Source organism: Microbacterium marinilacus (genome assembly GCF_019753765.1).
Taxonomy (GTDB): Bacteria; Actinomycetota; Actinomycetes; order Actinomycetales; family Microbacteriaceae; genus Microbacterium; species Microbacterium marinilacus.
Genome location: NZ_JAIJZW010000003.1, coordinates 417,788 through 428,750, shown reverse-complemented (window position 1 = coordinate 428,750; position 10,963 = coordinate 417,788). Strand labels below are relative to the sequence as shown.

The 10,963-nt window shown below is 66.6% G+C and carries 18 protein-coding genes; 9 read left to right on the top strand and 9 right to left on the bottom strand.

The window, feature by feature from the left end; translation table 11 throughout:
• Together K5S26_RS07745 and K5S26_RS07740 are read left to right on the top strand one after the other, a co-directional pair.
• Positions 1-275: hypothetical protein (locus K5S26_RS07745; protein WP_221857387.1), on the top strand; the 275-nt coding region annotated here is incomplete at its 5' end.
• Positions 276-345: 70 nt separating this feature from the next.
• Positions 346-1,005 carry an SOS response-associated peptidase gene (locus K5S26_RS07740; protein WP_221857386.1) on the top strand — a complete coding sequence of 220 codons (660 nt, stop codon included), beginning with the start codon at positions 346-348 and terminating at the stop codon, positions 1,003-1,005.
• 30 nt (positions 1,006-1,035) lie between these two features.
• Here K5S26_RS07740 and K5S26_RS07735 read toward each other — a convergent pair whose 3' ends face one another.
• Complete coding sequence (locus K5S26_RS07735; protein ID WP_221857385.1) at positions 1,036-1,650, bottom strand: hypothetical protein; 615 nt, start codon at positions 1,648-1,650, stop codon at positions 1,036-1,038.
• 105 nt (positions 1,651-1,755) lie between these two features.
• Between K5S26_RS07735 and K5S26_RS07730 the strand changes: the two genes are divergently transcribed.
• The 3 genes from K5S26_RS07730 to K5S26_RS07720 all read left to right on the top strand — a co-directional run bounded on the left by K5S26_RS07730 (position 1,756) and on the right by K5S26_RS07720 (position 3,056).
• Positions 1,756-2,031, top strand: a complete 276-nt coding sequence (locus tag K5S26_RS07730; protein ID WP_246603704.1) for a hypothetical protein — start codon at positions 1,756-1,758, stop codon at positions 2,029-2,031.
• Positions 2,032-2,231: 200 nt separating this feature from the next.
• The gene (locus K5S26_RS07725) at positions 2,232-2,429 is read left to right on the top strand and encodes a hypothetical protein (protein ID WP_221857384.1); all 198 of its coding nucleotides are present in this window, start codon (positions 2,232-2,234) and stop codon (positions 2,427-2,429) included.
• A 78-nt stretch (positions 2,430-2,507) separates the two neighbouring features.
• Positions 2,508-3,056 carry a P-loop nucleotide/nucleoside kinase family protein gene (locus K5S26_RS07720; protein ID WP_221857383.1) on the top strand — a complete coding sequence of 183 codons (549 nt, stop codon included), beginning with the start codon at positions 2,508-2,510 and terminating at the stop codon, positions 3,054-3,056.
• Between the two features lie 9 nt (positions 3,057-3,065).
• On the opposite strand, the gene K5S26_RS07715 is transcribed toward K5S26_RS07720, so the two are convergent.
• Complete coding sequence (locus K5S26_RS07715) at positions 3,066-3,380, bottom strand: hypothetical protein (protein ID WP_221857382.1); 315 nt, start codon at positions 3,378-3,380, stop codon at positions 3,066-3,068.
• Between the two features lie 165 nt (positions 3,381-3,545).
• On the opposite strand from K5S26_RS07715, the gene K5S26_RS07710 reads away from it, so the two are divergent.
• A complete protein-coding gene (locus tag K5S26_RS07710; RefSeq protein WP_221857381.1) occupies positions 3,546-4,187 on the top strand; it encodes a hypothetical protein in 642 nt (213 codons plus the stop codon).
• Positions 4,188-4,243: 56 nt separating this feature from the next.
• On the opposite strand, the gene K5S26_RS07705 is transcribed toward K5S26_RS07710, so the two are convergent.
• The 3 genes from K5S26_RS07705 to K5S26_RS07695 all read right to left on the bottom strand — a co-directional run bounded on the left by K5S26_RS07705 (position 4,244) and on the right by K5S26_RS07695 (position 5,705).
• Positions 4,244-4,486, bottom strand: a complete 243-nt coding sequence (locus K5S26_RS07705; protein WP_221857380.1) for a hypothetical protein — start codon at positions 4,484-4,486, stop codon at positions 4,244-4,246.
• 14 nt (positions 4,487-4,500) lie between these two features.
• Positions 4,501-4,929 (bottom strand): hypothetical protein, encoded by a 429-nt coding sequence (locus K5S26_RS07700; RefSeq protein WP_221857379.1) that lies wholly within the window; start codon positions 4,927-4,929, stop codon positions 4,501-4,503.
• 179 nt (positions 4,930-5,108) lie between these two features.
• On the bottom strand, positions 5,109-5,705 hold the full coding sequence (locus K5S26_RS07695) for a hypothetical protein (protein ID WP_221857378.1): 597 nt from the start codon (positions 5,703-5,705) through the stop codon (positions 5,109-5,111).
• A gap of 354 nt (positions 5,706-6,059) precedes the next feature.
• On the opposite strand from K5S26_RS07695, the gene K5S26_RS07690 reads away from it, so the two are divergent.
• Entirely contained in the window at positions 6,060-6,338 is a 279-nt protein-coding gene (locus tag K5S26_RS07690; RefSeq protein ID WP_221857377.1) for a hypothetical protein, read from the top strand.
• A 120-nt stretch (positions 6,339-6,458) separates the two neighbouring features.
• On the opposite strand, the gene K5S26_RS07685 is transcribed toward K5S26_RS07690, so the two are convergent.
• From K5S26_RS07685 to K5S26_RS07670, 4 genes are all read right to left on the bottom strand, one after another.
• On the bottom strand, positions 6,459-6,818 hold the full coding sequence (locus tag K5S26_RS07685) for a DUF7882 family protein (protein ID WP_246603703.1): 360 nt from the start codon (positions 6,816-6,818) through the stop codon (positions 6,459-6,461).
• Between the two features lie 78 nt (positions 6,819-6,896).
• Entirely contained in the window at positions 6,897-7,076 is a 180-nt protein-coding gene (locus K5S26_RS07680) for a hypothetical protein (protein ID WP_221857376.1), read from the bottom strand.
• 81 nt (positions 7,077-7,157) lie between these two features.
• Positions 7,158-7,508, bottom strand: a complete 351-nt coding sequence (locus K5S26_RS07675) for a hypothetical protein (protein ID WP_221857375.1) — start codon at positions 7,506-7,508, stop codon at positions 7,158-7,160.
• A 132-nt stretch (positions 7,509-7,640) separates the two neighbouring features.
• Complete coding sequence (locus K5S26_RS07670) at positions 7,641-7,802, bottom strand: hypothetical protein (protein WP_221857374.1); 162 nt, start codon at positions 7,800-7,802, stop codon at positions 7,641-7,643.
• Between the two features lie 560 nt (positions 7,803-8,362).
• Between K5S26_RS07670 and K5S26_RS07665 the strand changes: the two genes are divergently transcribed.
• Together K5S26_RS07665 and K5S26_RS07660 are read left to right on the top strand one after the other, a co-directional pair.
• Positions 8,363-9,259, top strand: a complete 897-nt coding sequence (locus K5S26_RS07665) for a site-specific integrase (protein WP_221857373.1) — start codon at positions 8,363-8,365, stop codon at positions 9,257-9,259.
• Positions 9,256-10,953 (top strand): hypothetical protein, encoded by a 1,698-nt coding sequence (locus tag K5S26_RS07660; RefSeq protein WP_221857372.1) that lies wholly within the window; start codon positions 9,256-9,258, stop codon positions 10,951-10,953. The genes K5S26_RS07665 and K5S26_RS07660 overlap by 4 nt, the downstream gene beginning before the upstream one ends.
• Positions 10,954-10,963 lie beyond the last annotated feature (10 nt).

Genomic DNA, 10,963 nt, shown 5'->3' with positions numbered 1-10,963 from the left:
GTATCGACGGTGTGGCGTACACGTGTGCGACCACCGGCAAGAACTGGTCGTTCGAAGTCGCAGACGGAGGTTCGGCCCCCTTCTTCGCCGTCGTCGACGGAGTTCCGGGTGTGCAGTCAGAGACCTATTACGCGTGGAGCGCGGGCGATCCGACGAGGTACAGCGACGAGGACGGTTTCGGCGTCGTCAAAGCCTTCTTTGCTGTCGACGGCGATGCCTATGTCTTGGTTCCCGAAAGCGCAGAGGTGTGGCCGGACTCGTGGAACGCCATGTGAGCCACAGCGAAGCTGACCGAAGCCGACAGCAACCATCGACGAGCTGGGGTGGCCCGGCTACGCTGCCGCCATGTGCGGTCGATTCGCGATGGACACGACCACGGACGAGCTGATCCGGGAGTTCGTCGCACAGGGTGGCCGCGCGGAGGACTGGGCGCCGTCGTACAGCGTCGCCCCGACCGACCGGGCACCGATCGTGCGCGAGCACGATGAACGCGAGGTGCAGCTGGCGAAGTGGGACTGGCCGAAGCCCGCGAACCGCCCCTCGGGGCCACCGATCATCAACGCACGGATCGAGAAGCTCACGACGTCGTTCTGGCGCACCGCGTTCACCCGCGCCCGATGCATCGCCCCCATGTCCGGATACTTCGAATGGACCGGCGAGAAGGGCGACAAGACCCCGCACTTCATCCACGGCGACGGGCTGCTCGCCGCAGCCGGGCTGACGTGGTCCGTCGACGGCGAGCGACGGTTCGTCGTTATCACCCGCGAAGCCCGGGACGAGTCCGGGGAGGTCCACGACAGGATGCCCGCGTTCCTGCCGGCCGCGACGTGGGACGACTGGCTCGACCCCGAGCCCGCCGACGAAGGGCTGCAGCAACTGCTCACCGACGTCTCCGAGCAGGTCGCCGCGACCCTGCGCACGCACATCGTCGACCGCCGCGTGAACAGCATCCGCGGGCTCGACCGCACCGACGCGACGCTGATCGACCCAGTCCCCGCAACGTAGGCTGCTGGGCTGTGGATGGGCCTTGGTCGGTTATCGCTGCGGCGGCAGCGGCGCATCTCCTGCGAGGTAGGACACGTCGTTGTCGTAAACAACGCCGTCTTGATCACCCACGGTCGTGATCGTGTAGGGGCTGAGGTTCAGCGTGTCACCCGGGTACAGCGGGCCGAGGCGTTCGCGACGGACCGCGTTGATGAGGTTCAGGTAGTCGAATTCGATCGCGGGCAGACAGAACCTCTGCGCGACACTCTGGATGTCGTCGCCTTCGACGACGAGGTAGGAGGTGGGGTCGCCGTTCTCGTCGACCGTGACCTCTCCTTGCGCCCCGGCACGCGGCCCGGAGTCACGGAGCATGAACGGACGGAGGCCGAATACAGTGCCAGCGGCGAGTTCTTCGTCGGACTCCGCTGGAACCGGCAACGGCGCACCATCACAGTTCGCGTAAGAGACCGCACCATCCGAAGGCGTCGACTCCGGCGACGCGTGCTCGTCTGCCGCCTGAGTCGCAGATGCTGTCGGGCTCGGCGAAGGCGATTGAACCGAGGGATCCACCATCGGCGTCTCGACGGTGGCGGGAGTCTCCACCGGTACGGGGGCCGTGCATCCGGCCAGGGTGAGGACGAGGGCGGCAGCCGCGGTCAGCGCCATCACGGTCTTATTCGGGCGACGCGACATGCTCCAGAGCTTATGCGAGCCTCGACCGCGCCGACGTGGCGCTGATCGAGTCGGTCGCCGCGACTTAGGCTGGTCGGCGTGCTGATCGGGATGATTCGACCGTCCGAGACCCGCGAGCTGACCGCCGAGGGCGCGTCGCTCGAGGAGATTGTCGGGGCGCTCTTGGCGCAGACCCCTGAAGGGTGGCAGCTGACGCACAAGAAGGTCACCATGCCGAAGGGCACGACCAAGATGGTCGCCGTGGGGCGCGCCGCCCGATGGGGTGACGTGCAGGAGATCGAAGCCGCCGACCTCACCGCGCTGCGCGCCGCCGTACCCGACGGGTGGCAGCTGCTCAACGTCCGCAATGCGTGACCCGCTCGACGCCGGCGCCCAGCCGGCCTGCCCCGACTGCTCGGTGATGATGCGGCCGAGCTCGACCGGCGATGTGTGCCCTGAGTGCGGGCGCGTCGCGCCGTACGCCGCCGACGAGCGCCCCGTCGACGACGGGCCAGGCCTGCCCGGCTTCTAGGTTCGGGGCCACCCGCGGGGCCCCTAGGTGCGAAGATGCGACCATGCAGACGAGCCCCCGCGAGCACCGATGGCGGTGGACGTTCGGCATCCTGGCCGGGATCATCCTCATCGCATCGATCGTCTTCGCTGGATTGAGCGCGCACCCCGTTGTGATCGTCGTGCTGCAGCACATCGCCACGTTCGCGTTCATCGTCGCGCTCATCCCGTGGCCCGAACGCCGACGCTCCCGCGACCGCTAGTGCGTCGCCGGCGGCGTCCGATGCACGGGCGCCGCCGGCGGCCCGCACTCCCCGGCTGGTGACCGGTAGAGTCCGGCCATGGCTTTGGTGCTGATGTGTGGGCTGTCTTTCTCCGGCAAGAGCACATTGGCCGCCCTGTTGGCCGCAGAGTTGCCCGCGGAGGTCCTCAGCCTCGACCGGATCAACCAGGAGCGCGGTTTCGACGGAGGTCAAGGCATCGCCGCGGGAGAGTGGTCCACGACGAACAAAATGGCTCACGAGCGGGCCATAGAGGCGCTTGAGAGCGGTGCCCACGTGATCGTCGACGACACCGGTTCACCGCGCTTCGTACGGGATGCCTGGCGCGACATCGCGACCGCCGCCGGTGTGCCCTTCACGATCGTATGGGTCCAGGTGTCGCTGGACCTTCAGCGTCAGCGGGTCCAGGCCGATCGGGAGACGCGGGGTCGACCGGATGTCACTGATGCTGTGCTCGCAGAGCACGCTGCGCACTTCGAAGCGCCCAGCGACGAAAGTCCCCTGATCGTGGATGCGTCGCATACCGCTGACCCGGTCACCGTCGAGTATCTCGCCGCAGCGATCGAGACCGAGAGGGAAGGCACCCAAGCCATCGCCGAGGACGGCTAGTTCCGTGGCTTAGTGCATCGCCGGCGGCGTCCCGTGCGGGCGCTGCCGGGCTCGGTCCCGGCCGAGCACGGTTGCCTCATCGAGGCCCGGCAGGTCGAGCTGCATCACCGCCGCGACGAGCGCCTGCGCGGCCTCGTCCTTCTCGGTGAACCCGGCCCATCGGCCCGCGGCCGCGGCGAGGATGTCCAGCCGGTCGCCCGCCTCGCGCCGCAGCTCCGCGATCACCGGCTCGGGGTCCGCATCCCACTTGTGCCGGGTGAGGATCGCAGACAGGTGGATGTCGAGCAGCGTCTCAGCGCTCAGCGGGTTCCGGGACCGGGGCATGGCGGGAGCGTACGCCGCACCCCAGACACGGCAGAAGACCCCCTCTCGGGGGCCTTCTGGTGCGCTGCCTCTCGCGCTCCCGACCCGAAGGTCGACCGGGACTTGAACCCGGACCTCTGACCGCGACCTGCTCGGCGGTGAAATCTCGCCGCTAGGTTGACAGCCGTGATCCCCGTGGAACCTATGTATCCGGAGAACGACGCCGAGATCGGACAACGACTGTCCGAGTGGCTGCTCCTCCACACGCTCGAGGACCTACGGGTACGCAGCGCGGCAGACACCGACGTGTACACCCGACTCGGGATCTCAGCGCTGCTCAGGAAACTCCTCGTTGAGAAGCACGCTCTCGTAGACTCCGCGCGGGCGCGTCTGCGCATTCCCGCGCCGACGTTCGAGTACACGCCGTTCGACGAACCGGAGTTCCGCCCGTTCGAGCCAGCCCCCGACGGAAGCTTCAAGCTCATCCTCGCTCTCGCGCGCGACGACTTCACTGAGCCGACCGTCCGTTCGCAAAAGGATGGCTTCCTCGCCGCGACTTGCGGGTACCACTATGGCGAGCCGGTGACAGTTCGCGACACCATCCGCTACTTCGCCAACACCCATGGCGGCGTCCATGCCGGTGAACCGCGGAGCGACTTCGAACGCACCGTGCAGCGGATGTCCGTGTCCCTCGACATCGCGGCGGAGGGTTGGATGAAAATCCTTCCCCGGCTGGCGACGATCACAATGAGAGCGCTCGAGCCTGTAGCCGACCGGCTACGCGCATCGCCGTCGAGGCCGAGCTTCCCCACCATCCGACCGGAATGACGAAAACGCCCCTCCCGGGGAGCCGAAGCTCACCCGGAAGGGGCGGTCTGTGCCTGTTACTTCGTCGTAAGATCCGGTTCACGCGTGGTGACGGGCTGGCCGCTGGTGCTACCGGCCTCGGGCCGGTTCTTCCGCGACAGCAGCACGCCGACCGTGACCGCGGCCGCGATCAGCACCAACGTGATCACGCCTGCTGCGACGTCGGACAGCGCGCCCTGCATGCGCAGGACCCATGTGGCGACGAGCAACGCGAGGAACACCGCTGTTGCTCCGACGCGGGTGATGTTGGGCTTGTTCATAGGAACCGCTCCTCTCACTGTCCATAGCAACCGGTGATGATGCCGGTTGCCACTCTGATCCGGATGCCGTTGTCTGCCGACCCGCATCCGATCAGCTGAGACTGATTGTTCCACGCCCACGCGAACATGACACCGCTCGCGACGCCCGCGGGCCACCATGCCGCGCCGAGCGCTCCTGCAAGCCCAGCCGCGTCCTTCGCGTTCCCGTACGCGGCGATGAGGTCATCGACCTTGCAGGAGTCGATGTAGATGTCCTGGACATCAGCGCCGGTGTTGGGATCGGGGTACAGGACCCACTCTTGCTTGTTCACCCCGTTACACGCGGCTGCCGTTGCCGCTTGCGGGGTGCTGGTCTCGGCCGCGGATGCGGCCTGCGGAGCGGCGATCACGGCGACTGCGAGAGCCGCAGAGGCCAGGAGCGTGCGTACCTGCAACTTCTTCATCTCATTTCCTCCTTCAATAGATGGAGCTCTACTCGATGGAGGTTGGGACGTTACTGGGCGTTCGCTGACCGCATGAAGGGGGTTTCGTCTGACCGATATAGCACGTACTCTCCGCGGTGCCGAGGCGACCAACCGCCCCTCCCGGGGAGCCGTCGGCATGTTGGGAGGGACGTCGGCCACTACACGACTCGGTGCAGCCGGGCGCCGTGTCCGGGCGTGAGCCCCAGACGCTGATAGCCGTGCGCCAGCTCGGGGGATCCTGCCGTCGCGACGACGACGGCCCCGGGCGGGAGGTTCTTGATCAAGGCTCGGGTCAGCAGCAGCGCGGACAGCCTGGTCCCTGGTCGCTGTGAGAGCGCCATCACCGCCCACCTGTCGCCGGGCGGGGTCTCTTTCCCCACGGCAGAGGTGAGGGACGCCGCGGAAATGAACTGCCCGGCCCCGCAGCCGAGCCCCACGACCACGACGAACACAACGGCCCAGTAGAACCCGCCGAGCGTCGGCCCGAGAAGGAGGACGATCACGGTGACGATCCCCATCCCGGCCGCGATCGGTAGGGCGAGGACGATGTCGAGTGGCAGGTTGTGGCGGGCGAAGATCACCATGCCGTTGCGGTCAGGAGACTCGTACACGGTGCGGCGGGCGACGTATGGCACGAGGGAGAGCACGGCGGTGGGGAACGCCAGGACCGCGAGGAATCGATTCGATGTGAATGCCCGGCTCATCACCCAGGACACGGCGAACAGCCGGCGGACGGGAATCGGTTTCGGAGGCATCCCCCGTCACGCTACCGAGAAACCGGTGGCTAGCGTCCACTCCGGCGCGCCAACTGGAGACCCGCCCACACTGTGGCGGTGGTGAACACCAGCACCGTGATCAGCAGGAGAGGCACCGCGACGGCATCGTTGAGAGTCGCGCTGGTGCGCAGCGACAGGAGCACTAGGGACGTAGCAAGAGCGCCCGCGGCGAGTACGAAAGGGGCCAGTCTCTTCGCTCGCTGTTCAGCCATCGCTCCAGGGTAACGCGCCCGTTGCGCCACGCCGCGACCATGAAACCGGGCCTCAGGGGGTCGTCGACGGCTCACCGAAGGGCGACGGGGCGTCGCAGACCGGCTTGCTAGCCTGCCGCGCATGGATGACCTGATGGATGTTGGTTCGATCATCCTCGCCGCTGGCGTGATGCTGCTCCTGCTCGGCGCGGTGCTTCGCTACCGGAAGGAGAAGGTCGCGTGGCGCACACCGGCGATCGTCGCGATGACCGCCGTCCCGGTGAACATCCTTCTCGACGTCACAACAGACCTCCATCCGCTGGTGCGGTGGTTGCTCGCGATCGGTGTCGGCCTTGCCGTCGGCGGGCTCGATTCGTGTGCGCGAGGGCGACGTTCCGGCGCGGACCATTCTGCCGACTGAACTCGTGCGGCGGTCAACGCAGTAGCACCGAGGCACCGCCTACCAGCAGGGTTGACGCACGAAACCGCCCCTCCCGGGGAGTCGAAGCTCACCCGAGAGGGGCGGGTGTTGGTTCGCGAGTCAGCCGGCTGATTTGGCGGTGAAGGAGATGCCGCCGAGCACTGCCTCCTCGGCGAGTTGGACGAGCCATTCGGGGTCGAGTTCGGGAGAGGTGGGAGCGTCGAAGCTGAACCGGAGCGGGACGGCGGGGTTGACCCAGATGGTGTTCCTGCCGTGGCCGTCTTCGTTCGACCAGGACACGGCGAAGCTCTCGTTGCGTCGCAGCTTCGTCAGCATCACCGCTTTCAGGTGCGCCAGCGCCCTGTCGTCAACCGTGATCGGTGTTTCTTTGCCGTCGTAGTAGAAGCTCCCCATGAGACGAAGATAGGTGAAGCGTTCCTGGGCGTTCGCCCGCGCCAGACGGAGTGCAGGCGTGGACAACGAAGCTGCCCCTGCCGGGGGAGCCTGTCGACCAGAGCCGGTGACAGATCGATCTGACGGGGACCACGCCAGACGCGTTCAAGCCCGGACGACGTCGAAGTGGTCAACGGTGGTCTCGCGGTCGATCAGGTAGCGATCGTCATCCGGGTAGAACACCGCGATGCCGATGCCGTCGCCGGCGAACGCCGTGATGTCGTCACGGCTCGTCCAGAACGAGAACGTGCGCACCTCTGTCCGCCCGTCGCTGAGATCTCGCATGACCGCCCACGCCCGGCGGTTTTCCTCGGTTGATCGGTACTCGGCAGCAGTCCCGAACGCCTGAGCACACGCATGCGTGGGTCACAGGAGAAGAGCATCGCCGTCCGCCCAGGCTGCGATGGCCTTATCCAGCCGCCGACGGGTGACCTGTGTCTCCACCATCAGGTCGCCCTTCGTGTACAACGCCACTGTCATGCTGCTTGAATCTCCGGACTCCGGCGCATCCGTGAGCATGATGAAGCTGCCGCGGCTCCGACTCAGGACTTGAGCGTCCGGACGGAAGCCATCCATGCCTTCGCCGCTGGTGAGGTGGGTGATGGTGAGGTACTGCCGTCGACGACTCGGCCTGTAGTACTCGTGCACGTGCATCCGCGCGGGGTAGTCGCCCCCGTAGTCATCACCGCTCGCTGGGTCAGCCGTTGCAGTGCTCATGCCGTCCTATGCGTCGACGACCGGACGACGGACGGTCGCTCGACAGGACCTTCTAGCGGGCGAGCAATTGGTTCTCGCCATGGGCGGCGCACACGCCAGGGCGGACCGCGCAAATACAGCCCATGTGGTCTCTCACCTCGCGCCCGCCGCGTCCGGGTCGCCGTTGTCTCCTGACGCGATCCCGCCGCCGCGCCAGGTCGACAGGTACTGCGCGACCGCCTCCCCGACTTCAGGGAAGAGGGTCGCCCAGTACGCGATGTCCGCGAGCTGCGCGGCGGTCTCACCTCGAAACACGCGCCGCACCCGATCCGGACTCAAACCACGAGGACGGTCATCCTTCTGGAACTCAGCAGCCGGGCCAAGGTCACGCATCACCAACTCGTCCGAAACCGCTCGGACCAGCACATGCTGCAGATTTGCTGCCCGGAACCGGGGGTCCGATGGATCTACGCCATCTGCTGGGGTGAGTAGGGACGCCGCCTTCCCGAATGCCTGGGGCTGCGCGACCACGCTCCTGGGTTCGAAAGCGAACCCCCGGCCATCTGCAATACGGCCCACTTGTGCCCTCCCGTGCTGATTTTTCACCTCATACGCGGTATATTCACCTAGCTGCGGGCACCCAGTGCCCTGTCAGCTCCTCTCAGTATGCGCTCACGTCTCGTGGAAACACGGTTCCTACACGAGTTCTTGCATAGGGGGAGGTGACCTCCCCTCATCAGCGATCGAAATTCCATCTCCGATATGGCGACACCGATGCCCTCAGCACACATGCAGCGCAGCTTCGCGCCGCGCTGGGCTCCGCTCGGTTCCGGCATATTCTCGCCGCGCTCGGCGGTCTTCCGCCGGAGGTCGTGATGGCCTCAATCGACAACACGGTGCCGCGCATCCCGGCCGCCACATGGAGGCGCATCGAGACATTCGTGCGCGATGCGGTCACGGTCGCGGCTCCGCAGACCTCGTACTCCGCGGAGGTGCTGCTGTGGGCAGCCGGGCAGTATGTGGCGTGGTGCGTCGACACTCAGCTGTGGCCCCTCGAGGCGGAGGTCATCTGGTCTCGGCAGGCGATCGACCTGTATGTCACCGACGTGCGACAGGACCTCGCTGAGGGAACGCGACGGAACTATCGCGCCCGGTTGATGCGGATCAGCGAGGTGCTCCTTCCAGAAGAGCACGGCGACGCGATGACAGCGCTGGGCCGGAAGACGACTGCGGCTCCATACGACTCCGCAGAGATGGGCCGCTACCGGCAGTGGGCAGGCTCTCAGCTCACACCGCTTAAGCGATACCGGGCGATGCTGATGCTGATCCTCTGCGCCGGCGCCGGGCTACGCGCGGTGGAGATCCGCGACCTGGACCGCGCCGACATCGAGCAGCTCGACGAGGGCTTCGTCGTCCGCGTGCGCGGAGACCGCGCACGCGAGGTCCCGATTCTGGCCGTCTGGGACGAGTGGATGCGGGCCGCCCTGGAGCAAGCACCGGAGACGGGGCGCGTCTGGGGGAAGCCCAACCGCTCTCGTGAGAACGCGCTCCTGTCGTCCTTCACGCAGTACACCGTCGGGAGCGCACCACGGGGTGATCGACTTCGAGCGACCTGGCTTGTCACCCATCTCTCGGACCGCACCCCCATCAAGGAACTGTTCCGCGCGGCCGGCTTCGTGAAGTTCGAGCACCTTGGGAGGCTCCTCCAGCACGTCCCGGATCTCAGCCCGGACCTATCGGTGCCTGCCCTCCGAGGGGAGGCAAGCCGATGATCGACGGCTTCATGCGTGACCTCCTCGGGGTAAGCGACGACGACTACGAGCGATCCCTCTCAACCCGAACGCAACTGCCGATGGCGATGTTCAACTCTCTCCTCGCACTCATCGACCGCAGCGGTGTCGTCGAGCAGATCGCCTCCTGGGAGAACGACACCCGAAAGAGTGCCGCGGGCCGTAAGCCGCTCATCCCCGCACGAGCGGTGCTTATGCTCGACCTGCTCTCCTGGCTCTGGGGACACGGCGCGCACTTCGAAGAGCTCGCGCGGACCCTCGCGTACCGGCTGTCCCCGGAGCAGTTCGTCGCGCTCGGTATCCGCCGGGATAATGCCGCCCCAGGCGTCTGGTACGACCGTGCCTGGCGAGCGAAGCATCGCTTGACGAGGCTCCTCGACCCCTACCACGCGACACAGAAGCGAAAGCGGCTGAGTTCCGACGAGTTCGCCGAAGCGCAGGCCGCCTACGACAAGGAGCGAGACACGCGTCTCTATACGATCGCGCAGGCACTCGTCCGTGCGTCCGTCGGGATGATGCCGGCTCGATACCACGAGCGATACCGGCACGATGTCGCTCTCGACTCGACGCTGGTTGAGATCCTCGGACGGGCCGAGACCAACCCGCGCTCCGGTGCACGACGCAACGTCGACTTCACTGCCGGGACATACAACCACGCACATCGAGACGACACATCGAGCGAGCGACCGAAGCCTGGCTTCGAACTCGACACCGTCACGATGGTCGACGCTAAGCGGCAGATCGACCTCGACGCCGGACGTAAGCCAGCGTTCTTCCCCCAACTCATCACGGGCATCGCTTTCCATCGTCCGGGGATGATCACTCGCGGACCCCTCAAGGCAATGCAGCAACACAGCCGCACGTTTCGCAAGGCAGGGGTCTGCATCGCGGACCGCGCGTTCAACAACCTCCAGCCCGACAGCTTCCAACTCCCGATCCGCCGACTCGGCTGGGAGACGGTGTTCGACTACCGCAAGAACCAGGTCGGACATCAAGCGAGCGTCGAAGGCAAGCCGATCATCATGGTCGACGGGCAGCTGTACGTGCACTACATGCCCGAGCGACTGCGGCACATCACGCGCTGGCACGCCAACGACGAGAAAGATCCCAGCACCGGACGTGTCCCGACTAGCGAAGAACGCGCTGCCGCCATCACCGCCCGCGAGCCATACCGTCTCAAGCCCCACGGACGCGGCGCCGATAAGGACGGCTACCAGCGCTTCACCTACCCCGACCCCCACAGCTACATGGCGTTCGACCCAGCCACCGGCAAGCACGTCCGCCGCCCTTCCCTCACCGGCAGCGTCACCATCCCGCCACAAGCGGACATCGTCAAGCACCTCCAACGCCACCCCTGGGGAAGCGAGGCCTGGGTGAAGACCTACGGTCAGCGCAACCACGTCGAGTCCTCGAACAAGCACCTCAAGGACGGCCGATTCACCGACCTCGGCGACCCGAAGAAGCGCGCCGGTCGCGGGTACGCCTTCCAGTTCCTCGCGAGCTCCATGGCCGTCGTCGCCAGCAACATCCGCCGCATCGTCACAGCACTGCGACGCGAAGCACGCGAAGCAACGACACCGAAGACAAGGAAGCCACGCCGCCAGCTCGCACCGGTGAGAACTGCAGTCGTGGACCCCATCGACGCTGTCGGGACGCGCGGGGCACCGCCGGGCTGACAGCAGCGGC